This window comes from Streptomyces sp. NPDC088707 (genome assembly GCF_044752725.1).
GTDB lineage: Bacteria > Actinomycetota > Actinomycetes > Streptomycetales > Streptomycetaceae > Streptomyces.
The window spans coordinates 719055-744415 of sequence record NZ_JBIVLV010000002.1; the positions used below are offsets into that span (position 1 = coordinate 719055).

The following is a 25361-nucleotide window of genomic DNA, read 5'->3' on the forward strand; positions in this document are numbered from 1 at the left end:
CGTCCCCGTGTCAGGATCGTGGGATGGTGGAAAAGATCATCGCGGCGTGCGACGGCGCGTCGAAGGGAAACCCCGGGCCCGCGGCCTGGGCATGGGTCATCGGCCGCGCCGACGGAGCGATCGACCGGTGGGAGGCCGGCCCGCTCGGCCGCGCGACCAACAACGTGGCCGAACTCACAGCCCTGGAACGGCTACTCGAGACCCTCGACCCGGCGGTGCCGGTCGAGGTCCGGATGGACTCCCAGTACGCCATGAAGGCCGTCACGACCTGGCTCCCCGGCTGGCGTCGCAAGGGCTGGAAGACGTCCTCCGGCAGCCCCGTGGCCAACAAGGACCTGGTCGTCCGGATCGACGCGCTCCTCACCGGCCGGGACGTCGACTTCGTCTACGTCCCCGCGCACCAGGTCGACGGCGACCCCCTCAACGACGCGGCCGACCGAGCCGCCAGCCACACCGCCCGTACGCAGGAGCCCACCGGCTCCGCCGCGGGAGCCCCGCTGCCGCCCCCCGAAGCCCCGACACGCGCCTCCGCGCCCCGCCCGCGCTCCTCAGCGCCGTCCGGCTCCGCGGGCGCCTCGTCGGCCGGTTCCTCCGGTGGCTCCGGCGGCGGTGCGGCAGCACGCCGGAGTCGCCCGTCCGGCGGCACGCTGAAGGCGAGATTCTCGGGCCGCTGCCGCTGCGGCAAGGCCTACGACAAGGGCGAGACCATCGCGAAGAACCCCGACGGCTGGGGCCATCCCACCTGCGTCTGATCCCTTTCCGGGCCCTCCGGCCGTCCGACTGGCGGGCGGCTCCGTCCGTTGCTTGAGACCGGTCCACCCGGGCGCGCGCCAGCCTTCACCCAGGCGTGTACCCGGGTTCGCCGGGGGTTCTGTTCTCCGAGCGCCTGGGGCTGCATACTGTCCTCCTCGCCACCGGTGACGAACCGTTTTACCTGCTTGTTTGTCGCTCTCTTGACGTGGTCGGCACCGGCGAGAACCTCCCTCCTGCTGCCGCCGCGGTGACCCCTCGGCGGAAGCTTTCCCTGCCCGTGAAAGACCCGAGGTTCCGTGCCAGTACCTGTTCTCCTGACCGGGCGCTCCGTGCGCCTGGAGCCGCTGGCGATGCGGCACGCCGAAGCCCTCGCCCGGGCCGGCGGGGCGGACCGATCGGCCTACGCCTTCACCCCCGTACCCGACGGCTTCGAATCGGCCCTCGACTACATCGCGCGTGCCCTGACCGATCAGGCGGCAGGAAGATCCCTGCCCTTCGCCCTGGTCAGTACGGCCGACGAGCGAGTCATCGGTTCGACCCGGTTCCTCGAACTCGACTACTGGCGGGGGCCGCTGGTCTGGCCGCCCGTCCCCGGCATGCCCCACGGAGATCCGCTGACCTCCGTGCCGGACGCCGCCGAGATCGGCAACACCTGGATCGCCGGCGACGCCCGGGGTACCGGCATCAACACCGAGGCCAAGTTCCTCATGCTCCGGCACGCCTTCGAAGCCTGGGGCGTGCGCCGCATCACGATGCGCGCGGACGCCCGCAACACCCGCTCCAGAATCGCGATCGAGCGCCTCGGAGCGAGCTGCGAAGGAGTCCGTCGCGCCCACTCCCGCGGGCTCGACGGAGCCGTCCGCGACACGGCCTTCTACTCGATCCTCGACGAGGAATGGCCGACCGTCCGCGACATCATCGAACTCCGCCTTTCCACACCCCGCCAGGTGCGCGTTCCGCAGGATCTGCTCCCGGCCTGAACCCCTTCCGGCACCGCTCCGGCGGGCGCTCGCGCCCCCGCCGGAGCGGTGGTTCCATGGAAGGGACGGGAAGGACTCGACATATGAGGACGCGGGGTAGCGGCCGTCACAGGACCGTGCACCGTGCAATCAGGATCCGCGAGAAGCGGATGAGTCCTTTCCGCCCCCTGTTCTCACACCCCGCCCTCCGCGCGCCCTCCTCGACGGCGACCCTCACGCCCTGCGCTCCTCCCCGCCGCAGGCCCTCCCGTCCTCCCGCTCACGGCGCCGCCCCGCGCCTACAGTGACCTGCATGATCAACGTCTGCTTCGCCGGCGTCACCGGCTGGACCGCGCCTCCGCTCGTCGCCGCCCTCGACGCGGCCGACGACCTCGCGCTCACCGCCGGCGTCTCCCGCTCGGCGGCCGGCCGGACCCTCGCGGACGCCGCCGGCTCCCGCTCCGACGGCACCGTCCACGCGACGGTCGCCCAAGCCCTCGCCGCCGCCCCCGTCGACCTCCTCATCGACTACACCAGCGCCGCCGCCGTCAAGGAGAACGTCCTGACCGCGGTCCGGGCCGGAGTCCACGTCGTCGTCGGTTCCAGCGGCCTCACGGCCGACGACTACACCGAGCTCGACGCCCTCGCCCGCACTCACGGCGTCGGCGTCATCGCCGCGGGCAACTTCTCGATCATGGCCGCCCTCCTGCGCCGCTCCGCCGCCCTCGCCGCCGAGCACCTCGACCACTGGGAGATCATCGACTACGCGAGCGCCACCAAGCCCGACGTACCCAGCGGCACCGCCCGGGAGCTCGCCGAGACGCTCGGCGCCGTCCGTACCCCCGCCCCCGCGGTCCCCCTCCAGGACCTCCACGGCCCCGTCGAGGCACGCGGTGCCGACATCGCAGGCACCCGCGTCCACTCCGTCCGGCTGCCCAGCTACTCGGTCACCACCGAGGTCGTCTTCGGCGGCCCCGGCGAGCGACTCGTCCTGCGCCACGACCCGGGCACCGACCCCGACCCGTACGTGGCGGGCACCCTCCTCGCCGCCCGCCACGCGCACGACACCCCGGGCGTCCGCCGAGGCATCGACTCCCTGCTCTTCGGCGAGTGAGCCGCCGACCGCTCGGCCGACCGTCCCGGTGACCGATCCGGCCACCATGGCGGCGGCCGGGGTAGCCGGGACGGATGACCAGCGGCGATCCCCGGTCCACCGGGGCCGCGTCCCGACCCGCCGGGTACGGTGATCGCGACAGCGCCCCACGCCAGGAGAGGAACCGAGTGAACGTGCCGACCGGAACCGCCGACGTACTGCTCCGGACGGAGGGCCGGGTCGGCTTCCTCACCCTGAACCGGCCCCGCGCCATCAACGCGCTCACCCACACCATGGTCCTCGCCCTCGACGCCGCACTGACCGCCTGGGAGCACGACCCGGCCGTCGAGACCGTCGTCATCGAGGGCGCGGGCGAGCGCGGGCTCTGCGCCGGCGGCGACATCCGCGCCATCCACGACGACACACGCGCCGGCGGCTCCGCGTCCGCCGCCTTCTGGCGCGACGAGTACCGGCTCAACGCCCGTATCGCCCGCTACCCCAAGCCCTACGTCGCCCTCATGGACGGCATCGTCATGGGCGGCGGCGTCGGCGTCTCCGCGCACGGCTCCGTCCGCGTCGTCACCGAGCGCTCCCGGGTCGCCATGCCGGAGACCGGCATCGGCTTCGTCCCCGACGTCGGCGGCACATACCTCCTCGGGCGCGCCCCCGGCGAGCTCGGCACCCATCTCGCCCTCACCGGCGGCCACGTCGGCGCCGCCGACGCGATCCTCACCGGCCTCGCCGACCACTTCGTCCCCTCCGCCGAACTGCCCGCCCTGGTCCGCGACCTGACCCGGCTCCCGGCCGAGGAGGCCGTCGCCCGGCACGCCGCCACGCCTCCGCCCGGCGTCCTCGCCGAGCAGCGGGAGTGGATCGACACCTGCTACCGGGCCGAGACCGTCGAGACCGTCGTGGAGCGGCTCCTCGACATCGGCGTGTCCGCCGCCAAGGAGGCGGGCACCACCCTGCTCACGAAGTCCCCGACCGCCCTCAAGGCGACCCTGGCAACCCTGCGCCGCTCGCGGGCCCTCGCGACCCTGGAAGAGGTCCTGGACCTGGAGTTCCGCGTCTCCTGCGCCGCCCTGACCACCCCCGACCTCGTCGAGGGCATCCGCGCCCAGGTCGTCGACAAGGACCGCAACCCCCGCTGGACCCCGGCCACGCTCCCCGAGGTCACGGACGAGTCCGTCGCCCGCTCCTTCGCCGTACCGGCCGGCGGCGACCTCGGCCTCGCCGCCGCCCGGCAGGACGAGGCGAACCGGCGGACCGGCGAGCAGACCGCCGGCGAGCTGCCGACCGCCGACGAGCTGCGCTCCCACCCGTGGGCCGCCGAGGACCGGGGCCCGCGGGACCGCGCGTGACCACGAACGCCACCACCTCCTTCCAGCCCGTCCTCGACCGCATCGCCGAGGAGATCGCCGCACTCACCGACCGGGGCACCCCGGCCGACTACATCCCCGCGCTCGCCGCCGGCGACCCCACCGACTTCGGCATGGCCGTGGCGGAACTCGACGGCACGGTCTACGGGGTGGGGGACTGGCGGCGGCCCTTCTCCACCCAGTCCGTCACCAAGGTCTTCACCCTCGCCCTCGCCCTCGCCGGAGAGGGCGACGCGCTCTGGGCCCACGTCGGCCGGGAACCCTCCGGAGACCCGTTCAACTCCCTGGTCCAGCTGGAGTACGAGAACGGCATCCCGCGCAACCCGTTCATCAACGCCGGCGCCCTCGTCGTCACCGACCGCCTGCACCGGCTGACCGGCGACGCGTCGGGCGGCCTCCTCGCCTTCCTCCGCGCCGAGAGCGGCAACCCGGACCTGGCCTTCGACGCCGACGTGGCCGCGTCGGAGGCCGCCCACGGCGACCGCAACGCGGCCCTCGCCCACTTCATGGCCTCCTACGGCAACATCACGGGACCCGTGCCCGACCTGCTCCGCGAGTACTTCCGCCAGTGCTCCCTCGAAGCGTCCTGCGCCGACCTGGCCCTGGCCACCGGCTTCCTGGCCCGCCACGGCCTGCGCGCCGACGGCTCACGGCTGCTGACCCGCAGCCAGGCCAAGCAGGTCAACGCCGTCATGCTCACCTGCGGCACGTACGACGCGGCCGGTGACTTCGCCTACCGGGTGGGTCTCCCGGGCAAGAGCGGCGTCGGCGGAGCGGTCGTCGCCGTCGTGCCGGGCCGCTGCACGCTCTGCGTCTGGAGTCCGGGTCTCGACGACCGGGGCAACTCCGTGGCCGGCGTGACCGCGCTCGACCGCTTCACGACCATCACGGGCCTGTCGGTCTTCTGACCTCCCGGACGGCGCGAGGTCTTCCGACCTCCCGGACGGCGCCCCTCCGCCCCTGCGGTCGACGGGGGCGCGGCATGCCGTCGTCCGAGGTGGGCATGCTGCCGGGGTGGCCGACCGCCCGGACCGAGGAGACCCCCATGACCGTCCCCACCCGCATCCGCACCTCCGCGAAGGCCGTCGTCCTCCACGAGGGGTCCGTCCTGCTCACCCGGAATCTCTGGAACGGCCGGGAGTGCCACTTCCTGCCCGGCGGTGGCCAGGAGACCGGCGAGCTGCTGCCCGACGCCCTCCGCCGGGAGGTACGCGAGGAGACCGGGCTCACCGTGAGCGTCGGCCCGCTGCTCTGGGTCCTGGAGGGCTGGACGGAGGACCCCGGCGTGCTCGGCCCGGAGAACTTCCACCGGGTCGAGGTCGTCTTCCTCTGCTCTGTGGTGGGCAGCGCCGAACTCGTCGGCGGAACCGAGCAGGACATCGACCAGATCGGCCTCGACTGGATTCCGCTGGAGAAGATCACCTCCCTCGAGACCCTGTCGCCCCGCTACCGCGCGCACATGGCCCCCCTGGTGTCCGGCGCCGTCCCCCGCGCCGCGTACCTGGAGCGCTAAGCGGTCTCCGGCCTGCGCGCCTCGATCAGGGTCCGCGCGGAATGGGCCACGAACGGACCCTCCGCGCGGATCAGGCCGTCGAGCGCGCGCAGCCGGGGCAGGTGGGACTCCACCGTGAAGCCCGGCACGATCCAGACGACCTTGCGCAGGAACCACACGACGGCGCCGATGTCGTGGAACTCCATCCGCAGCCGCTCGGAGCGGAGACCGACGATCTCCAGACCGGCGTCGCGCGCCGCCGCGCTCTCGTCGTCGGGGTGCCGGTGCCGGGCCGCCTCCGGCTGGGGCCCGAGGAAGAACTCGACCAGTTCCCAGACGCTGGCGGGACCGACGTGCTGGGCGAGATAGGTGCCGCCGGGCCTCAGGACGCGGGCGATCTCCGCCCACCACACCGTGGCGGGGTGGCGGCTGGTGACGAGGTCGAACGCGGCGTCGGCGAAGGGCAGCGGAGGCTCGTCGGGATCCGCGACGACGACGGCTCCCCGCGGGTGCAGCAGCGCGGTGGCCCGCGCGAGGTTGGGGGGCCACGACTCGGTGGCCACCATCGTCCGCGGCAGCGTCGGCACACCGGCGAGGACCTCCCCGCCGCCCGTCTGGACGTCGAGGCCGGCCGAGGCACGGGCGAGCCGCTCGCCGAGCAGCCGGTGGAAGCCCCAGGAGGGCCGCTGCTCCGTCGCCCGGCCGTCGAGCCAGGAGAAGTCCCAGCCGTCGACGGACGCCTCGGAGGCCTCCGCGACGAGTTCTTCGAAGGAGGGTGTCATCCCCTCATCATCACCCCTCATCATCACCCCTCATCGTCACCCGTCACCCGTCACCCGTCACCCGTCACCCGTCACCCGTCACCCGGGGCCCGGGGCCGGGGGCCGGGGGCCGGGGCCAGGTCACCGCCCCGGTGGCCGCGCGGTGGCCGAGGCCGGTACCTCCCGGTCCGCGTCCCACCCGTCCACCACGCCCGGCAGCTCGACACGGGACCGGATCCCCAGCCGGGCGAACACCCCGCGGAGATGGTGGTCCACGGTGCGGGGGCTGAGGGAGAGATGGTCGGCGACCTCCTGGTTGGTGGCGCCCCGCGCGACGAGGCGGGCGATGCGCTGCTGCTGCGGGGTCAGGCCGCGACCCGCCGCCGGGTCCTGCGCCCCGCCCGACGCGCCTCCCGTGGCACGGAGTTCGGAGCGCGCGTGCTCGGCCCAGCCCTCGGCGGCGGCCCGCTCGAAGGTCACGAGGGCGTCGCGCAGCGGACCGCGGGCGTCGCCCGGCCTTCGGCGGAGCCTCAGCCATGTGCCGTACGCGAGGAGGGTGCGGGCCCGCTCGAAGTCGTTCCCGCAGCTGTCGTGGCGGCGCACCGCCTCACGGAACCAGTACGCCGACGCTTCGCCGTCCGCGAGCAGGGCCCGGCAGCGTGCCAACTGCGCCTGCGCGGGACCGTCGACGCCCAGCGCGGCCCAGGCCGCGTACTCCTCGGCCGCGTCCCGGGCCTCCGCGTCCCGGCCGGCCGCGACCGCGGTCTCCACGAAGCAGGGGACCACCAGCATGCGCAGCGCGAAATGACCGCCCCGGGGACCGGGCCGGACCAACGGGACGAGCCGCGCGGCCGCCTGGGCGGCCAGCCCCCGGCCCCGTTCGGCCCGCGCCAGCGCCCACTCCGCGAGCGTCGCGGCCTGCACGAGCCCGTGCGGCCCCGCCGTCGCGAGCGCCCGCCCCGCGTGCTCCGCCACCGCGGTCCCGTCGCCCTTCACCGATGCCACCAGCGCCAGTACGGCGTGCTGATGGGCCGCCACGTTGTGCTGGCCCGTCGCCTCCGCCGTCCGCAGCCCCTCCCGCGCCGCGTGCGCGGCCCGGCCGTACCGTCCGGCCCGCAGCTCGGCGTACGCGAGCTGTTCGAGCGCGTGGGGCAGCAGGGCGGTACGGTGCTCCGCCCGCGCCCGGACCAGCGCGCGGGCGTGGATCCGGGCCGCCGCCGCGGTGTCGCCGAGGACGAGCGCGGCAGCCCCGGCCCGAAGGAGCAACCGGGGATCGTCCGCGCCCCCGTCTCCCGCGACCACCCGCGCCAGTGCCGTGCGAGCGTCGTCCAGTCGTACGGTCAACGCGGCGCTCAGCCCGTCGGCGAAGTCGCGTTCCAGGCCCCGCACGTCCTCACCACCGTCGAGAGCGGCCAGGCACGCCGCCACGTCGCCGCCCGCCCAGGCCGCCTCCATCGCGAGGAACCGCGCGTCGGACGCCTCCACCGGCGCCCGCCCCCGCAGCAGTTCCGCCGCCTGGAGCAGCGCCTCATGGGCGTCCATGACCGGGCCGCCCGCCAGCGCCGCAAGCCCCCGGACCAGCTGGGCACGGCCCCGGGCGAGCGGCGAGAGCGCACGCACGGCGGCGGACGGCCCCAGCCGGTCGGCGCGATGACCCTCGCCCCGCGCGAGCGCCGCACCCGCCGCCGGGCGGTCCGCCGAGGGCGCCGAGCCCGAGGCCGGGCCGTCCACCGACACCGCCGCGGCGACGCCTCCGGACGAGCCGGGGGCGCGGATCCCGCCCCGCCGGGGCTGCCGCGCCGAAGCGAGCGCGGCGCGCCCCAGGAAGGGGTCGTCGAAGCCGATCGCCCCGCCCCTGCGACGGCGCAGCAGCCCGTCCGCGACCAGCCCCTCCAGCGGGTCGGCCGAGGCACGCGCCCCGCGCGCCCCGGCGGGCGCCGACCCGCCGACGCCACCGACCCCGTACGCCACCGTGCTCGCCCCGCCGGCCCCGGCTCCCGCGCGGCCCGCCAGGGCCACCACGGCGACCGTGGCGAGCAGCCGGCGGGAGGCCGCGGGCAGGCGCTCCAGGAGTCCTCCGTACACCTCGGCCAGGACCGTGTCGTCGACCACCGGCCGCGGCAGCGGCTGCGACCCCGCGAGCTGAGGCGTGGTCAGCCGCCGTACCGCCGCGGCGAGGACGCCGGGATGCCCGGCCGCCTCGTCGAGCAGCCGCTCCCCGACCGGCGGCGCCGGCGCGGTCGGCGGGCACAGGTCGTCGAGCAGCGCCCGCGCCCCCGACGTGGTCAGTCGGCCCAGCCGCACCGTCTCCGCCCCCGGCACCTCGGGGAGCCGCTGATGGCGCGCGGCCGACACCAGCCACCCCGCCCGGCCCGGCCTGCGCCCGCCGGTCTCCTGCCAGGCCGCGGCGAGGGCGGCCCGTGAATGCGCGTCCCACAGATGGAGGTCGTCCACACAGATCAGCACGGCTTCCCTCTCGGCGGCGAGGGCGGCCACGGCCCTGGCGAGCCCGCCCTCGCCGCGCGCGAGCCGCAGTGCGCGGCGCGCGGCCGCCGGGGTGGGGGCGAGCTCCGTGAACAGCGCCCGTGCCGCGCTCCAGGGGCCTCGGTGGTGGGGCGCGGCGACCCGGTACGCCGTACCGGGAAAGTCGTGTGCCGCCCGGTGGAGGAGGGCGGTGCGCCCCTCGCCGGGGCTGCCGGTGACGAACAGGACGCCGCCGCGTCCGGCTGCGGCACGGGCCGACAGGCGCGCCACGGCGGCGAGTTCGGCCGCGCGGTCGTAGAGCCGCGGGCCGCCGGCGGGGTGCGTCGCTCCGCTCACGGCGGTCACGTTACCGAGCCGTACGGAACGGCGGAAGGTTCCCGGGGCTGGGCAGTGGCCCAGACCCGGGAACCGGGCTCTGTGACGGTGCACAGAGCGTCAGGAACCGAGCGGGCAGGTGCCCCGGTACTCGTCGATCGTCAGACTCGGCCGGGGCAGCGGGCACAGGAACTGGTCGTAGCGGGTGTCGTCGTCGATGAAGCGCTTGAGCCAGGAGAGGCTGTACTTCGCGATCGTCGTGTTCGACGAGTTCGGGGTGAAGTGCGTGGCGCCGTTGAGCTCCAGATACGCCTTGTCGAGGGAGCCGGGCAGGCTCTCGTAGAACGGCTCGGAGTGGGTGGCGACAGGGGCGATCGTGTCACCGTCCGCGCCGATGACGAGCGTGGGCGTGGTGATCTCGGGCCAGGTCTTGTCCGTGTTCCACGCGGTGAGAGGGACGGCGGCCTTGAGCGACGGCCTGCTCTTGGCCGCTTCGAGCGTGCCGCCGCCGCCCATCGAGTGCCCCATCACACCGAGCCGGCTCGCGTCGACGCGGCCCCGCACGGCACTCCGCTGGGTCAGGTAGTCCAGGGCCGACAGGAGTTGCCGCCCGCGACTGTCGGGCTGGTCGACCGTGGTCAGGGTGTCGATGGTGAACACCACGAAGCCCTGGGAGGCCAGCCGGGGCCCGAGCCACGCGATCGAGGACTGGTAGGCCGTGAACCCCGGCGAGATCACCACGGCCCCGAACGTGCCGTCGCTCGTGGAGGTCGGGTAGTAGATCGTTCCGCCGCCGAAACCGCTGACGGCGAGCGAGGAGACGGCCGTCTCGCCGACGGTGTACGAGCCGCGCAGCGCCTCGATGCTCGACTGGGTGGGCGCGGGGCCGCGCTCGTACGGATTGGCCGCGGCCGCGGCCGCCGCCGTGCTCGCGGGAGCGGAGCCGGCGGCCTGTGCGCCGGGGGCGAGCAGCAGGGTCAGACAGGCGGCGGCCATGGCCGCGCCGAGGTGTCGTGTCACGACGGAGTCGTCCTCTCGTGTCGTGGGGTGGCCGCCGCCCGGACGTCCGGGCGGCGGCCACGCCGTGAACTGGCCCGGCCACTGTCCGGGCGCCACGTCCCACGGGCATCGGCAGAATCGCCGGTCTTCGCCGAGGGGTACGACAGGATCTAGGGGGTGTCTGCCCGGCGTGCCACCCGGACCGTGACCGTCTTGGGCCGCTGGTACTCCTGGAGTGCCAGCGCGCTCAGGTCGGTGCCGTGGCCGGAGGCGCCGCGGCCGCCGTGCGGGAGTTCCGCCGTCTGCACGAGGTGGCAGTTGACCCAGGTCTCGCCCGCGTCCAGCGCGGCCGTCAGTTCCAGGCCGGTCGTCAGGTCGGTGGTCCACACGCTCGCGGCCAGGGCCTGCGGCACGCCGTTCGCCAGGGCGAGCGCCGCCTCCACCCCGTCGGCCCGCTGCACGGTGAGGAGCGGGCCGAACACCTCCTCGGTGACCGCCGGGTCGTCGTCCGGGAGGTCGGCGAGCACTCGCGCCGGGCGCCAGTGACCCGCCTCCTCGCCCGGCGCCGGGGCGATCTCACCGACGATGTCCCGCTTGGCGTCGGACGCGGCGACCAGACGGTCGTAACGCTCCGCCTGGTCGGCGTTGTTGAGCGGACCGAAGTCCCGCCCTGCCACCCGGGCCGCCATCGCTTCCGTCAGCCCGGCGACGGCGGCCTCGTAGTTCTCCGGCAGGGTGATGACCCGCGCCGGAGCGGCGCAGCTCTGCCCCGCGTTGTACGTGACCGCGTCGGCGAGGGACTCCCAGGTGTCGGCGGGCGCGTCCGGGAGGACGATCGCCGGGGCGTTGCCGCCCAGCTCCAGACTCACCCGCCGCGTGCCCGCGCGGGCCGCGACGTCCGCCCCGGCCCGGCCGCTGCCCGTGAACGCCACCATGTCCACCGCCGACTCGACGAGCAGCCGGCCCGTCTCCCGGTCGCCGGGGAGATGCGCGAGGACCCCGGGGCCCAGGGCGAGCCCGGCGTGCTCCGCGAGGAGCTCCAGACTGTCCGGGGTCGTCTCGGCCGGCTTCGCCACCACCGTGTTGCCGGCCGCCAGGGCGGGCGCACACCGCCAGGCCGCCATCAGCAGCGGATAGTTCCACGGCACGACCACACCCACCACACCGACCGGCTCCCAGCGCACCCAGCTCTCGTGGCCCGCCACCAGCAGCCCCGCCGCCGGTGCCGTACGGGTCCTGGCCGCCGTCGCGAAGAACCGGAACAGGTCCGCGACCTGCTCGATCTCGCCCGCCGTCTCCGACTCCGGCTTGCCCGTCCCGGCCCCCTCGCGGGCCGCGTACTCCGCCGCGTGGTCCTCGACCAGACCCGCGAGCCGGTCGAGGCGCCGACCCCGCTCCCTGGGCGTCAGGGCGCTCCAGCCGGGCAGGGCGGCACGCGCGCCGGCCACGGCGGCCCCGACCTCGGGCAGCCGGGACAGCAGGGCCGTACCCCGCGGCGCCCCGGTACGGGGGTCGGTCAGTTCGGTCTCGGCGGGGGAGCCGGTTGCGTCGCTGGTCATGCGGGGCCTCTCGTCCATCGGGGTGGTGCGGGTTCACACGTCGTACGACCTCAGCCAGAGCTCCAGGGTGAGGACCAGCCACAACTTGCCGCCCTGCCGGGGCAGCAGCGCACCCTCGCCCCGCAGCCAGGACCGGACCGTCTCCGGCCGGAACAGGCCGCGCTGCAGAGACCTGGGCCCGAGGAGGAGGTCCTGGCCGAGGTCGCGGAGCGGGCCCGTCAGCCACTGCTGGACCGGCACCCGCATCCCGCTCTTGGGGCGGTCGACCACCGTGCCCGGGAGCAGGTCGCGTACCGCCTCCTTGAGGATCCACTTCTCCGCCGTACCACGGAGCTTGAAGGACGGCGGGGTCGCGAAGGCGTGGTCGACGACCGACCGGTCGAAGAGCGGCGAACGGCCCTCCACCCCCTGCGAGGACGTCAGCCGCTCCACCTTGGTGAGGATGTGGTGGGCGCCCTTGGTCCGCAGGTTGCAGTGGAGCAGCTGGTTGAGGAGGTGCCCCATCCGGTACGGGCTGCCGCCGGCGGCCGTCAGATAGGGGGCCACGTGCCGTTCCAGGGGCGGGGCGTCCCGCAGGGCGTCGAGCGCCGGCGCCGTCAGCAGGTCCGGCAGGTCCGTCCAGCACTTGCGGTACGAGCGGAGATACGCGGTCGCCCGGTCCTCGTCCCAGGGCGCGCCCGGGGTCCGGTGCATCTCCTGGACCAGCATGGGCAGGTTCTTCGGGCCGCCGAAGACGGGGTCGCCGCCCTCGCCGTTCAGGACCACGGAGGCGCCGTCGGCGGCCACGGCCTCGGCGAGCATCAGGTTCGGCACGGTCAGCGGATCGCCGACGGGGCTGTCGAGCAGCGCGGCCGCCTCGGCGAGACGTGCGGCCACGGCCGCGCCCGAGACGTTCAGGACCCGGTGGCGGGTGCGGCAGTGCGCGGCCACCAGACCCGAGTAACCCAGCTCGTTCGGCAGGTCGTCGCCGAAGCTGATCGAGTAGGTGTGCACCGGGTGGCTGTGGAGCTTCGCCGCGAGCGCCGTGACCAGGGAGCTGTCGATCCCGCCGGAGAGGAGCACGGCGGCGGGCTCGGCGGTGGGCAGCCGGCTCGCCGTCGCCCGCTCCAACAGCCCCCGCAGCGCGAGGACATGGCCGCCCGGGTCGTCCGGCCGAGGGTCCTCGATCTGTTCCCGGGGCTCCCAGTGCACGGTCTCGGTGGACGTCCCGTCCCGGTGCAGCCGGAGGACCCGGCCGGGCAGCACCTCCCGTACGCCGGTCAGCAGGGTCTCCTCACCGGGCAGATAGGCGAAGGTGAGGAACGAGCGGACCGCGGACAGGTTCATCGAGGTGCCGAGCGCGGGCCAGCGGCGCAGCGCGCGCAGCGAGGTGGAGGCAGCCCAGGCGGCGTCGGCCCGCGCGTAGAACAGGGTGCGGGCGCCGACGTGGTCGCGGATCAGGACCAGGTCGGGGCCGTCGAGCACGGCGAGCACGAACATTCCCTCGGCCAGGGCCACCCCCGCGTCACCGAGCAACGCCCAGCAGTGGAGAAGCAGTTCGCCGTCCGGGCAGTCGGGCGGCGGGGGAGCGGCCCGCTCCGCGAGCGCGGCGAGGAGCACCGGGCGGTTGTGCAGGGTGACCTCGCCGACGGCCGTCCGCCCGTGCGCGGTGAACGGTCCTTCGGCGCGGCCGTGTTCACCGGGGAGCAGCGACAGCTCGGCGCCGGGGACCTCGACCGGGACACGGTCGGGGCCGAGGGCGCCCATCGCGTCGAGATGGCCGCGTGCCCGCCCGGTGGTGGCGGCCAGACAGGCGCTCAGACGTGCCACGAACTGCTCCTTCTCCTGGTGTTGCCGGTCGTGCTGCGGTGCGGGTGGGCGATCGGCGCCGGTGCGAGGTCGGCGCCGGGGGAGCCGGGGGCGCGACCTGCGCCCGGGGCGGTCAGCCGAAGTCGTCGTCGTTCCAGGCGTCCCCGTCGCCGTCCCAGTTCGCGTCCCAGTCGTTCCCGTCGCCGGTACCGTCCCCGGACCCCGACCCCTCGGGCCCCTCCGCCCCGTCGTCGGAGTGCTCCGAGCCACCGCTGTCGCCGCCTCCTCCGCCGGACTGCTGAGCCTGCGCCTGCTGCTGCCGCAGCGCCTCCTCCTGCTCGGGGGACATGCTCAGCGGCGGCAGCTGCGCGGCGGTGATGGCGAGGGTCGCCACCCCGAGCCCCGCGAGCAGGACGCCCATCCGGCCGCCGAAGGAGCTCCGGTTGACCAGGACCTTCTCGCCGCGCGCCCACAGGGTGCGGCCGTAGCCGATGTCCCGGGCGTAGGTGACGGTGCCGTCGGCGAGGCTGCGCTTGATGATGCGGTCGCCGAGCAGCTCGTCGGTGCCGGAGGCGCCGCGGTTGTCGTGCCAGTGCACGAGGTGCGGGTGACCGGAGGTGCGGCGGCGCCACTCCTCCAGGCCGTTCTCGTAGCGGCGGTGGACGGTGCCGTCGGCGAGCAGTTCGTCCGCGTAGCCGATCTCTTCGGGACGGTTCATGGTGTGCGTACCTCGGGTCGGTGGGAGGGAGCGCCGGGACGGGTCACGCGGCGGGCCAGGTCATGAAGCCGGTTCCGCGCAGTCCGCGCAGGCCGCTCCACAGGGAGTCGCGCGGCGGTCGTGGCCCCCGCGTGAGGCGTAGCACCGTGCGCAGCAGCCGGTCCGGGGGCACGGCCGCCACCTCGGCGAACCGTCCCTCCGCGAGCCAGTCGGCCTCCCGTGGCCGCAGGGCGGCCGGCCGGGCGGCGAGGCCGGCGGGACCGGGCGCGGGGCCCCGGCCGGTGGGCAGACGCAGGGCGGCCGCGTGCCGGGGCACCAGGCCGAGGGACACCACCCGCACTCCGGGCACCGGCCCGAGACCGGACCGCACGAGGGCGGGGAACGCGAGCCCGGCCGGGCTCGCGTCGTGCAGGACGTACACGGTGGCGCCCTCGGCCCGCCGCAGGGCCGTGAGCAGTCCCGGGTCGAGCGGCAGGGCGTCCGCGGCGGCGAACACCGGGCAGGCCGCTTCCAGGTGGACGTGGTTGGCGAGCAGCATTGCGGCGATCGACCGGTCCTGGCACATCAGCAGCCGGGGCAGCCCGTAGTCGTAGAGGTCGGGCTCGGAGGAATCCGCCGCCGACGACATGGACGATCCGGACGTCGGCGTCGCCGATGCCGCCGCCGTCGACGCCGACGACTGGGACGACTCGGACGGCTCGCGCGACCGGGGCGTCTCCCCCCGCGCGGCCGACTCGGGCAGCGGCGGAAGCAGTCCCGGTACGGCCTCCCGGCCCCGAACCTCCAGGGCACGGGTGAACACGGACAGTCGCAGGACGGGTGCAGGGGTGCCGGGGACCCGGCCCCTCAGGAGCGTCGAGCCGGGGCTCAGGACGCGGCAGGTCTCGTAGTACAGCTGGCGCTCGGTGAAGCGCAGCCCGCCGGGTGCTCCGGCACGGGCCGCGGCGGCGGTGATCGCCCGGTCGACCACCCCGATCGTGGTGCGGGCGGCGAGCCCGAGGGAGGGGCGACCGCCGGTGCGGGCGGCCTGGCCGGCGCCGGCGGTCCGGCTGGTCCCGGCGGGCTGCCCTGTTCCGGCGGACGGCCCGGAGCGCGGGGGCGGGAGGTGTCGCTGGCTCATCCGGCCGTGGTGCCTTTCGTACGGGACGGGGCGCCGGCCCGCGCCGGCGCCTCGGCCGGCCAGGTCAGGAAGCCGTCGGTGGAGCGGAGTTCGGCGGGGCGGGCGGACAGGGCCCGCTCCACGGCCGCCGTGACGACCGCTTCCAGGCGGGGCGGCGGAACGGCGGCGAGTGGGCTCCAGCGGCCCCCGGCCAGCCACGCGGCGTCCTCCTCGGACAGGCCCGCGACGGACCGGAGGGCCGCGGCGTCCACCGTGGACGTGGTCGAGATCCGGTGCACGGCACCCCGGCGGGTCCTGACCGCGGAGGCCGGCAGACCGGCGTCCACCACCACCCGGCCGGGGTGGGCGAGGCGCAGCAGCGGGGCGAGCAGCGCCCCCAGGGCGCTCGCGTCGTGGAGCACCACCACGGGGAGCCCGGCGGGCACGTCCGCCAGCGCCTCGTGCGCGGTGGCCGGGTCGGCCTCGACGAGCCGTGCGTTCAGCCGCTCGGGGACGGCGTTGGCCCGGAGGAACACGGCGACCGCGTGGTCGGTGCAGAGGATGACGGCCCCGCGGCGGCCGCCGGCGGACTCACGGGGTGCGGGTGTGCGCGGGTCGTCGTCCACCACCCCCGGTGGGAGCCGCTTGTACACGCTTCGCCAGGGACCGGTCATCGCCTGCCGGAACGCCGACTCCGAGGGGGTGATGCTCCACCAGGCCCTGGCGGCGGGCCTGTACCGCAGGGACGACGCCACCACCACGACGACGATCGCGGCGGTGACGCCGATCGCGCCCGCCACGCCGTGGACGAGGTTGCCGCCGACGAGGAGGAGAAGGGCGAGGGGCACGGCGACCAGCCAGCGGACGCCGGGCCGGATCCCGCGTGCGGGCTTCGCGTCCCAGAGGTGGGTGGACACCCGGGAGAGGTACCAGAACTGGGTGAGGGTCACCTTCAGACGTCCGTCGTCGGTGGCGCGTTCGGCGACCCGCCGGATCCGGAGATCGTGCATGCCCCGGCCGTGGACCTTCGGGTCGAGCGCGAACCGGCGCTCGCAGCGCGAGCACGTCTGCCCGGTCCGTTCCCGTGCCGCCAGCTGGGCGGCGCAGTGCGGGCAGATCACCGGCCACCCGCCAGGTCCGGTCCTGTGGCCTCGGGCCAGGTGAGGAATCCCAGGTCCGCGGCACGCCGCCGGTCGGGGTCGGCCCCGTACGACACCTGCCCCGCGACCCGGTCGACGACCGAGAGCAGCCGGGCCGGCGGCAGTCCGACGAGCGGGAACCGCCAGCCCTGCCCGAGCCACTTGAGCTCCTCGGCGGTGTACGTCCCCAGGGCGGTGAGGATCCGCAGGTCCGCCGGGCTCGGCCTCCGCCGCGGGTCCCGGTAGGGAACGGCCTGGGGGAGGGCCCGCACGGTGCGCAGCGGCGGTCCCACGTCGATGACCGTCCGACCCGGCAGGGCGTCCCGGAGGCCGCGTACGAGCAGTTCGCCGTCCGCGTCGGCGTCGTGGAGCACGAGCACCGGACCCTTCGACGGCACGGCCGCGGCCTCCGCGGGACTCCGGACCACCGCGAGGCCGTGGCGGGCGGGCAGTCCGTCGGCGACGAGGAACGCGACGACGGCGCGGTCGGGGCAGACCAGCACACCGGTGGTGCCGGCCGCACCCGCCGGGTCCGCCGCGCCGCCGCCGGACGGCCGACCGGTGTCGAGCACACCGGGCGGCAGCACCCCGTACACCGACCGCCAGGGCGAGAGCACCAGGGCGGGGAAGGCCTCCCGGGCGACCGGCGGGATGCCCTTGCCCGCGCCCAGGGCCCGCGCCACCGAGATGCCCAGGCCGACGAGCAGCAGCGCGGCGGAGGCGATCAGCAGCGCCGGTACCTCGCCGAAGAAGGCGATGACGGTGACGAAGCCGGCCGCCACGAACGCCGCGCCCATGCAGCCCTGCCCGAAGTCGCTGTCCCGGAGGCGCTTGCGGGAGAGGGCGTACCAGAGCTGGTCGGGGACGATCGCGATCCGGCCCCCGTCGGTGAGGGCGCTGGCGATCCGGCGGACCCGGAGGTCGTTGAGACTGAGCGGGTTGGTCTTGGGGTCCAGCGCGTAGGAGCGCTTGCAGTGGGTGCAGCGGTTGCCGGTGCGCTCCTTGCGGAGCAGGTTGCGTTCGCAGTGCGGACAGATCACCTGGGCACCTCCAGTGCGGCGGCCACCCGGCGCAGCCGGGCGGCGAGCCGCTCGCGGACCGTGGTGGCGGCGATGCCGTGGACCCGCTGCGCGCGCTCGATGTCGCGGAGCTCGGCGGCCAGGGCCCGGTAGTCCGTGACGGGCTCGGCGGCGAGGGCGGTCCGGCCGCCGGTGGACGAGCCGCCGGGGGACTGGGCCCGCCGCTCGGCCTCGGCCGCGGTGATCGCGTAGTCCTCGTGGTCGATCCCGTAGCCGGTGTTCGCGGCGAGGATGGTCAGCGGGGCGTCGCCGCGGTTGGCGAAGGAGTGCGGCATCATCTCCGGGATCCTGATCAGCATGCCCGGTGCGAGCGGGACGTCGGTGACGCGCCCGCGGGCCTCGTCGTACAGCCCGCAGGAGGCGTGGCCGAGGCTGAGGACGAAGTGCTCGCCGCCGTGCGCGTGCGGGGTGAAGGCGCTGCGCGGGCCCACGACCCCGAGTTTGACGGTGGCGTTCGACGGCCGCTCGGGCGAGGTGCCGGCGTCCCCGACCAGATAGTGGGCGAACTGCCCGTCGTCGATGAACCGCAGGAACTCCTGTTCGGGTCCGAGCTCCCGGCTGCCCTCCCGGTCGGCGAGCAGAATGCCGCCGTCGGGCCTGAGGTGGTACAGCTCCACTCCACCGGGCAGATTCCTCGGCACCCGGCCCGGTATGTCGTCCGGTACCCGGTCCTGCGCTCGTACCTGTCGTACGGGTCGTACCGCCATCGCGCCTCCCCCTGACGCCCGTTGTGCGTGCTCACGCACAACCACCGCATGGTAGAGCGCTGATCGGTGACAACGGGAGTCCTCGGGGCCACTCTCGGGGGACCCGGAGATGAACGCCCGCTCCTCCGCCGGGCCCCGCGTCCCTCCGCCGGGGCCCCGCGTCCCCGCTCAGAGTCGCCGGTCCGCCGCCGCCGCCGGCTCGCCGAGCGCCCCGGCGGCCGTCCGCCACGCCGCGGTGACGGCGCCGTGGGCCAGTTCCGTCGCGACGGTCACATCGGCGGGAAGCCGCAGCGGCGCCCCGATGTGGACGTGCAGACACGGCCTGCGGACCGGCGCGGTGAGCACACCGGCGATCTGCTTCACGCGCCCGCCCGACGTGATCCGCCGGGCCCCCGCCTGACCGATCGGCACGACCGGACGCCCCGTGGCCTCGGCGAGCCGAGCGAGCCCCGTACGGAACGCCTCCGGCGGATTCTCGGCGGAGTCCGGACGCGTCGGGATGCGGCCCTCCGCGTACAGCATCACGTGCCGCCCCGAGGCGAGCGCCACCGCCGCGTGGTCGAGGGCGGCGGCGGCGTGGGCCGAGCCGCGGTGGACGGGCACATGGCCCTCGCGGGTCAGGGCCCGGCCGAGCAGGGGGATCCGCCACAGCCCCGCGGTGGCGAGCAGCACCGGCTCGACGGCGAGCCGCTTGCGGAGCGCGGCGAGGACGAGTGCCGGGTCGGCCGTCGAGGTGTGGTTCACGACCAGGATGCTGCCGGGTTCGAGGCGTGCCCCGGGATCGGCGGTGACGGTCAGTCGTCCGAAGAACGGGACGACGCGGGCGGCGAGACGGCTGAGCACGAGGGGCCCCCTGGCTCCGAGGACGAGGCGCTGACCCCTTCATCGTGCGAGACCGGGCGTCCCCTCACATGAGCACGCGTACTCAGCTCCCGTACCCAAAGGCCGTGAGTGCGGGGCGCGGTGGCCGGCGGCCTCGCGGGGCGGTCTACGCTGATGGCTCGACAGCCGGAACGGTGCACGCGGGAGAGAGAGGGGGAGACGACCGTGGGACGTCCGACGCGACAGTTCGCGGCCCTCCTGCCCGCGATGCTCTGCGCGGTCTGGTCCCTCCTCGTCCTTCCCGCGTGGACGGCGCAGCCGACGGACCACACGGCCGCGGCCGGCCCGGCTCCGACCAGGACCCTGGCGCCCGCCGCGTCCCAGGGCGCCGGACCCCGCGCCACGGCTCCCGAGCCGCACTTCGCGCCCACCGCCGTCGTACGACTCCCCGCCGCCGTCGAGAACCCCGTGCGGATCCCGGTCACGCCCGCGGGCACGGCCACCGTTCCCGTCGACCTCCTCCTCCCGGCGCGCGGCGTCCTCGCGGGCGACCCCCGCCAGGAGCGCGCGCCGCCCGGCACGGCCCACGACCCGCGGGCCCCTCGCGGTCCTCCCTCCGCCCGGCACAGCTGACGTTCCCCCGCGTCGCCGTCCGGGCCTTCGGCATGCCCTCGGACCGGTCCACGACGCGGATCCACCCGTACGTCCGGCACGGCCGGCGCGCGCTGCCACCCTCCGCGTGGACGCGCGCCGTCGCCGTGCGCCGCCCGTGGAGTAACCGTGTCCTCTCGTTCCGCCTTCTGGCGCGCGCTGCTCGCGCTCGCCGTCGTCGCCCTGTCCCTCTGGATCACCCTGACCACCCCGCCCCGCCTCGGACTCGACCTCCGCGGCGGGACCCGCATCGTCCTCCAGACCGAGGACGGGCCCACCGCCCGCGCCGACGCCGCGGCCACCGACCGCGCCCTGGAGGTGCTCCGCAAGCGCGTCGACGGGCTCGGCGTCGCCGAACCCTCGCTCGCCCGCTCCGGCGAGCGCCGCATCGTCGTCGAACTCCCCGGACTCCGCGACCCGCGCCAGGCCGCCGAGGTCATCGGCCGTACGGCCCAGCTCACCTTCCACGCCGTCACGGGCGAGGCGCAGCGCCCGGCCGGATCGGCCGGATCGGACGGATCGGACGGATCAGGCGGTTCGAACGGCTCGGACCACCTGGGCGGACCGGCCGGCTCGGACCACCTGGCCGGACCGGCCGCCTCGGACCGCCCGGGCGGGTCCGCCGGACCGGGCGCGAAGAACGGGACGGCGCGGGTCCTCGCCGACCCCGACGCGCCCGGCCGCTTCCTCGACCTCGCGGCACCCGTCCTCACCGGCGACGGCGTCAAGCGCGCCGAGGCCGTGCTCGACACCACGAGCGGCCGCGGCTGGACGGTCGACCTCTCCTTCCGCGACGGCGCCGCCGACACCTGGGCCCGGCTGACCGGCGCCGCCGCCTGCGCCGCGCCCGGAGACCCGGCCCGCAGGGTCGCGATCGTCCTCGACGACCGCGTCGTCTCCGCGCCCGCCATGCAGACCGGCGTCCCGTGCGGCTCGGGCATCGGCGGCGGCTCCGCGCAGATCACCGGCGGATTCTCCGGCCAGGACGCCCGCGACCTCGCCGCCCTCGTCCAGGGCGGCGCCCTGCCGGTCCCCGTCACGACGATCGAGCAGAGCACCGTCGGACCGACGCTCGGCGCCGAGGCGATCCGGGCCAGCGCCTGGGCCGCCGTGATCGGCCTCGCCTGCACCGGGCTCTTCGTGATGGTGGTCTACCGGCTCCTCGGCATCCTCGCGACCGCCGCGCTCCTCCTCTACGGGCTGATCTCGTACGCCGCGGTGGTCGCCCTCGGCGCCACGCTCACCCTCCCCGGCCTCGCCGGATTCGTCCTGGCCATCGGCATCGCCGTCGACGCGAACGTCCTCGTCTTCGAACGGGCGAGGGAGGAGTACGCGGCACTGGGCCGGGCCGCGACCGGCCGCGATCTGCGGCGGCCGCTGACGACGGCGTTCGGCAAGGTGTGGAGCGCCGTCGCGGACTCCCATGTCACCACCCTCCTCGCGGCGGGCCTGCTGTTCGTCTTCGCCACCGGCCCCGTCAAGGGCTTCGGCGTGACCCTCGCGATCGGCGTCGTGACCTCCCTCCTCACCGCGATGGTGATCACCCGTCTGCTCGCCGACCTCACCCTGCGCCTGCCCGTGGTGCGCCGGCGGCCCGCGGTCACCGGCATGGCGGGACTCGGCCGGCTGCGCACCCGGCTGACCCGCCGGGTGCCGCGCCTGATGGCCCACCGGCGCCGTTGGCTGCTCTCCTGCGCCGGACTCCTGATGGTGGCCCTCGCGGGAGTCGGCGTCCGGGGCGTGGAGTTCGGCGTCGAGTTCACCGGCGGCCGGGTCGTCCAGTACACGGCCGAGCGACCCGTCGACGCCGACGCGGCGCGCGAGGCGATCGCGAAGGCGGGCTTCCCCGACGCCGTCGTCCAGACGACCGGCGACAGTGACGTGTCGGTACGCGTCCGGGAGAGCGGCGACGGCGAGCAGCGGGAGATCCGGGAGGCGCTCACCCGGGTCGCGGGCCCGGTGGAGGTGGAGCGGGACGACCTGATCGGCCCCAGCCTGGGAGGCGAGCTGCGCACCCACGCCCTGCTCGCGCTCGGACTGGCGGTCGCGGCCCAACTCCTCTATCTGACCGTACGGTTCCGCTGGACGTACGCGACGGCGGCGGTGGCCGCCATGACCCAGGACGTGCTGCTCGTGATCGGCCTGTTCGCCTGGCTGGGCAAGCCGGTGGACAGCGTCTTCCTCGCCGCGCTCCTGACGGTCGTCGGCTACTCGGTCAACGACTCGGTGGTCGTCCTCGACCGGCTGCGGGAGCTGCGGCGGCGCGGCGGGGGCGTTCCGCTGGCGGACCTCGCCGACCGGGCCGTCGCCCAGACCCTGCCCCGTACGGTCAACACCGGCATGGGCGCGCTCTTCGTCCTGGTGGCGCTCGCCGTCCTCGGCGGCGACTCGCTCACGGACTTCTCCGTCGCGCTGCTCGCCGGGGTCGTGCTCGGCATGGCGTCCACGGTGTTCACGGCGATGCCGTTGGCCGTGGCCCTGGAGACCGGGAACCCGGCACCGGCGGCGACCGGCGCCGCGGGCGGTCCTTCCGGTTTCGGCAGGCGGCACCGGGCGGGAGGTGCCGGCGCGGACCGGGACCACTCGGGCGCGGTGGTCTGACCCGGGCGAACCGGTGCCGCTGTGTCCGGAGTTCCTCGGGCACCGGCGGCGACCTGTCACCCGGGCCGTAGGGAGCCCTCGTACCGTCCCCCGTACGAGGGCCGACGGGTCGCCCCGGATCACGACCCGGCGAGTTCGGCCTCGATCAGGTCGGCGGCCCGGCGTGTGCCGCCCTCGCGGGCCATCGACTCCTGGATCTGCCGGGCCCGGCGCGCCACTTCGGGGTCGTCGAGGAGCGCGAGCATGTCCTTCCGCAGCCGCTCCGGGGTGACCTCGTCCATCGGCAGGTGCCGCGCCACGCCGAGTGCCTGGAGCATGTCTGCGTTCCCGAACTGGTCGACGGCCTGCGGAACGGCCACCATGGGCGTGGCCGTGGCCAGGCCCTCCTGGCTGCCTCCCGCACCCGCGTGCGTCACGAAGGCGTCGGCCTGCCGCAGGATGGCCAACTGGGGTACCCAGGAGTGTACTTCGACGTTGGAGGGCAGGTCGCCCAGTTCCGCCGGGTCCGCGAACTTCCCGATCTGGAGGACGACGTGCCAGCCGGGAAGCCCGGCGAACGCCTCCACGCAGTCCCGGTAGAACCCGGGCAGCTTGGTGAAGGCGGAGCCGAGGGAGACCAGAACCACCTTCTCCGCGTCCGCGGGCCGCTGCCAGCCGCCCTGGTCGGCGCGCTCGCCCTGGCAGGCTCCGACGAAGGTGTAGACGGACTCGTCGACCCGGTCGGCCTGCGGCTGCAGGGCCTTCGGGATGAGCACGAGCGCGCGGCGCGGGCGGGCGACGAACCTGTCCGGGTCGGTGTCGAGCCCGTGCCCGGCGAGCCAGGTCTCGAACCGCGCGTAGTACGCCTTGCCGCGCGGTGAGGCCTTGAGCTCGGCGAACATCGGCTCGGCGACCTCCTCCTCGTATCCCTCCCACGGCACGAGGTTCGGCCACAGCGAGACCGCCGGTACCCCCCAGTCGTGGGCGAGGACGCGGGCCGGGTAGGCGGTGATGTCGTGGAGGACGAGGTCGGGCGCGTCCCCGGCGAAGGCCTCGGCGAGCTGCGGCAGTGCCTGCACGGCGTCGTGCAGGAAGGGTTCGAGGTTGTCGATCAGTTCCGTCCCCCAGGCGTCCGGGTCGTCGTCGGTCGGCAGGGTCGAGCTGTAGACGACGGGCGTCGCCCCCGTCTCCGCGACCTTCTCGGCGAAGGACGGGGGGATGGCGTAACTGACGCGGTGACCACGCGCGACGAGCTCGCGGATCACCTCCAGGCTCGGGTTCACGTGGCCGTGGGCGGCGATGGAGAACATGGCGATGTGTGCGGGAGACGCGGTGGTGGTCATGACGACCACCTTAGATGAGACGATACGTCTCGTCTAGTCGCTTGGTCCGACCTCGGGCCCGGCCGTGTGCGGTCTGGGCGGCCGGTCCCGGTCGCGACGCCCTGAGTTCATGGTCGAGCCCACCTGGGATGAGCTGTCCATGCCAAGATGACGCCTGTCGAATCATGCCGCCCGACCCAGGGGACACAGTGAAGACACAGGTGTACGCCACCAGGGGCGCGCTCGCCCTCGCCGCCGCCCTCACGATGATCATCGCCCTGCCCAGCAGCGCCTTCGCCGCACCGCCTCCCCCGCTCCCGGCCAACGCCGAGGGCCTGGAGCAGACCTTCCAGCCGGCCTACGACTACGACACGGACGGCTGCTACTCCACCGCCGCGATCGGACCCGACGGCACCGTCAACGGCGGGCTCAACCCGTCCGGCGCCCTCAACGGTCAGTGCCGTGACTCCTGGGACCTCACCCAGACCAACGGCTACTCCCGCGCCAAGTGCAACAACGGCTGGTGCGCGATCCTCTACGGCCTGTACTTCGAGAAGGACCAGGCCGTCATCGGCAGCGGCCTCGGGGGACACCGCCACGACTGGGAACACGTCGTGGTCTGGGTACAGAACAACCAGGCGCAGTACGTCTCCACGTCCGCCCACGGCAACTTCAACACCTACGGCCGCGACGCGATCCGCTGGGACGGCACCCACCCGAAGGTCGTCTACCACAAGGACGGCATCGGCACGCACTGCTTCCGCCCCGCCAACTCCAACGACGAGCCGCCGGAGAACCACCAGCACACCTGGCAGTTCCCGAGCCTGGTCGGCTGGAACGGCTACCCGGCGGGCCTGCGCGACAAGCTCAGCCAGGCCAACTTCGGCAGCGCGGTGTTCGGCCTGAAGGACGGCAACTTCGCCCCCCACCTGGCCAAGGCCAAGCCGGCCGGCATCCCCTTCGACCCGTACGCCTGACCCGGCGGGGGTTGCGCGAGTCCCCGGCGGCCGGCGGCCGACAGGCCGGTCTGGGCCTGTCGGCCCCGGTCGTTCCCGGCCCGCCGGGACCCGTGGAAACCCTCCAAGCCGGGCTGCGCATCGTTGTGCCAGGTCAAGATCACCACGCTCGTCCGCGCGACCGCAGACTGGCGACTCGACTACCTGCTCTACTCGGTGGCCGCGCCGCGCCGCGCCGCACCGATCCGGACACCGGCGAGGTGTACGCCTCGGTCCTCAAGCCGGTCGGCTCGCCCCACACCACCAAGACGCTCGTCTTCGACGAGCACGGGGCCCCGGAGGTCAAGGACGTCACCACGGCGCCGGCCGAGGGCGACGACATCGAGCAGACCGTGGCGGTGATGGGCGGCGCCGACTGGGAACGCTGGATCACCTCCTGGCCGACCGGTCCCTGCTCGCCGACGGCTTCACCACCGCCGCCCTGTCCTACAGCGGCTCGCCGCTCACCGCGGCGATCTACCGACAGGGCACCATCGGCGCGGCGAAGGCCCATCTGGAAGCCACCGCACGCACGCTGGACGCGCGCCTCGGCAAGACCCTGGGCGGTCGTGCTCTGACCTCGGTCAACGCCGCCGCCGTCACCCAGTCCTCCACCGCCGTCCCCGGCATCGCCCTGTACGTCGGGCTGCTGCGCGGCGTCCTCGGC

General features: G+C 75.0%; 21 protein-coding genes and 1 pseudogene. 10 read left to right on the forward strand and 12 right to left on the reverse strand.

All coding sequences use genetic code 11. The annotated features are described in order from the left end of the window. The first annotated feature begins 23 nt into the window (after positions 1 to 23). From ACIP84_RS10575 to ACIP84_RS10600, 6 genes are all read left to right on the forward strand, one after another. The gene (locus ACIP84_RS10575; RefSeq protein ID WP_401797010.1) at positions 24 to 752 is read left to right on the forward strand and encodes a ribonuclease H; all 729 of its coding nucleotides are present in this window, start codon (positions 24 to 26) and stop codon (positions 750 to 752) included. Positions 753 to 1049: 297 nt separating this feature from the next. Beyond that, entirely contained in the window at positions 1050 to 1733 is a 684-nt protein-coding gene (locus ACIP84_RS10580; RefSeq protein WP_355958507.1) for a GNAT family protein, read from the forward strand. A 292-nt stretch (positions 1734 to 2025) separates the two neighbouring features. Continuing rightward, entirely contained in the window at positions 2026 to 2826 is an 801-nt protein-coding gene (gene dapB / locus ACIP84_RS10585; protein ID WP_355958506.1) for a 4-hydroxy-tetrahydrodipicolinate reductase, read from the forward strand. Between the two features lie 173 nt (positions 2827 to 2999). Beyond that, positions 3000 to 4166, forward strand: coding sequence for an enoyl-CoA hydratase/isomerase family protein (locus ACIP84_RS10590; RefSeq protein ID WP_401797014.1), 1167 nt, complete (start codon positions 3000 to 3002; stop codon positions 4164 to 4166). Continuing rightward, on the forward strand, positions 4163 to 5092 hold the full coding sequence (locus ACIP84_RS10595; RefSeq protein ID WP_401797017.1) for a glutaminase: 930 nt from the start codon (positions 4163 to 4165) through the stop codon (positions 5090 to 5092). The genes ACIP84_RS10590 and ACIP84_RS10595 overlap by 4 nt, the downstream gene beginning before the upstream one ends. A gap of 137 nt (positions 5093 to 5229) precedes the next feature. After that, positions 5230 to 5697, forward strand: a complete 468-nt coding sequence (locus tag ACIP84_RS10600) for an NUDIX domain-containing protein (protein WP_355958501.1) — start codon at positions 5230 to 5232, stop codon at positions 5695 to 5697. On the opposite strand, the gene ACIP84_RS10605 is transcribed toward ACIP84_RS10600, so the two are convergent. The 11 genes from ACIP84_RS10605 to ACIP84_RS10655 form a co-directional block, all read right to left on the reverse strand. Continuing rightward, complete coding sequence (locus ACIP84_RS10605; RefSeq protein ID WP_355958500.1) at positions 5694 to 6458, reverse strand: class I SAM-dependent methyltransferase; 765 nt, start codon at positions 6456 to 6458, stop codon at positions 5694 to 5696. The genes ACIP84_RS10600 and ACIP84_RS10605 overlap by 4 nt on opposite strands. A 120-nt stretch (positions 6459 to 6578) precedes the next feature. Beyond that, the gene (locus ACIP84_RS10610) at positions 6579 to 9257 is read right to left on the reverse strand and encodes a LuxR C-terminal-related transcriptional regulator (protein WP_401797021.1); all 2679 of its coding nucleotides are present in this window, start codon (positions 9255 to 9257) and stop codon (positions 6579 to 6581) included. Between the two features lie 99 nt (positions 9258 to 9356). After that, positions 9357 to 10232, reverse strand: a complete 876-nt coding sequence (locus ACIP84_RS10615; protein ID WP_401797124.1) for an alpha/beta hydrolase family protein — start codon at positions 10230 to 10232, stop codon at positions 9357 to 9359. A gap of 173 nt (positions 10233 to 10405) precedes the next feature. Continuing rightward, positions 10406 to 11794, reverse strand: coding sequence for an aldehyde dehydrogenase family protein (locus ACIP84_RS10620; RefSeq protein ID WP_401797024.1), 1389 nt, complete (start codon positions 11792 to 11794; stop codon positions 10406 to 10408). Between the two features lie 33 nt (positions 11795 to 11827). Continuing rightward, entirely contained in the window at positions 11828 to 13603 is a 1776-nt protein-coding gene (locus ACIP84_RS10625) for an asparagine synthetase B family protein (protein WP_401797026.1), read from the reverse strand. A gap of 112 nt (positions 13604 to 13715) precedes the next feature. Then, the gene (locus tag ACIP84_RS10630; protein ID WP_401797029.1) at positions 13716 to 14300 is read right to left on the reverse strand and encodes a hypothetical protein; all 585 of its coding nucleotides are present in this window, start codon (positions 14298 to 14300) and stop codon (positions 13716 to 13718) included. A gap of 43 nt (positions 14301 to 14343) precedes the next feature. Continuing rightward, the gene (locus ACIP84_RS10635; RefSeq protein ID WP_401797032.1) at positions 14344 to 15420 is read right to left on the reverse strand and encodes a hypothetical protein; all 1077 of its coding nucleotides are present in this window, start codon (positions 15418 to 15420) and stop codon (positions 14344 to 14346) included. After that, positions 15417 to 16409: a hypothetical protein gene (locus ACIP84_RS10640; RefSeq protein ID WP_355966717.1), complete on the reverse strand. Its 993-nt coding sequence runs from the start codon at positions 16407 to 16409 to the stop codon at positions 15417 to 15419. Before ACIP84_RS10640 ends, ACIP84_RS10635 begins: the two co-directional genes overlap by 4 nt. Positions 16410 to 16516: 107 nt before the next feature. Next, the gene (locus ACIP84_RS10645; protein ID WP_401797035.1) at positions 16517 to 17578 is read right to left on the reverse strand and encodes a hypothetical protein; all 1062 of its coding nucleotides are present in this window, start codon (positions 17576 to 17578) and stop codon (positions 16517 to 16519) included. Then, entirely contained in the window at positions 17575 to 18324 is a 750-nt protein-coding gene (locus ACIP84_RS10650; RefSeq protein WP_355966723.1) for a cupin domain-containing protein, read from the reverse strand. Before ACIP84_RS10650 ends, ACIP84_RS10645 begins: the two co-directional genes overlap by 4 nt. Before the next feature lie 168 nt (positions 18325 to 18492). Next, complete coding sequence (locus ACIP84_RS10655; protein ID WP_355966725.1) at positions 18493 to 19167, reverse strand: lysophospholipid acyltransferase family protein; 675 nt, start codon at positions 19165 to 19167, stop codon at positions 18493 to 18495. A 204-nt stretch (positions 19168 to 19371) separates the two neighbouring features. Between ACIP84_RS10655 and ACIP84_RS10660 the strand changes: the two genes are divergently transcribed. Then, positions 19372 to 19779 (forward strand): hypothetical protein, encoded by a 408-nt coding sequence (locus ACIP84_RS10660; protein WP_401797038.1) that lies wholly within the window; start codon positions 19372 to 19374, stop codon positions 19777 to 19779. Positions 19780 to 19926: 147 nt separating this feature from the next. After that, a complete protein-coding gene (gene secD, locus ACIP84_RS10665; RefSeq protein WP_401797041.1) occupies positions 19927 to 22398 on the forward strand; it encodes a protein translocase subunit SecD in 2472 nt (823 codons plus the stop codon). A 119-nt stretch (positions 22399 to 22517) separates the two neighbouring features. Here the strand turns inward: secD and mgt are convergent, their stop codons facing one another. Further along, positions 22518 to 23720, reverse strand: coding sequence for a macrolide-inactivating glycosyltransferase (gene mgt, locus ACIP84_RS10670; RefSeq protein WP_401797044.1), 1203 nt, complete (start codon positions 23718 to 23720; stop codon positions 22518 to 22520). A gap of 245 nt (positions 23721 to 23965) precedes the next feature. Here mgt and ACIP84_RS10675 point away from each other — a divergent pair, with 245 nt between their 5' ends. Continuing rightward, a complete protein-coding gene (locus ACIP84_RS10675; RefSeq protein WP_401797127.1) occupies positions 23966 to 24676 on the forward strand; it encodes an NPP1 family protein in 711 nt (236 codons plus the stop codon). 239 nt (positions 24677 to 24915) lie between these two features. Continuing rightward, positions 24916 to 25346 (forward strand): annotated as a pseudogene (locus ACIP84_RS10680) (enoyl-[acyl-carrier-protein] reductase FabV); the annotation flags it as partial. Between the last annotated feature and the right edge of the window lie 15 nt (positions 25347 to 25361).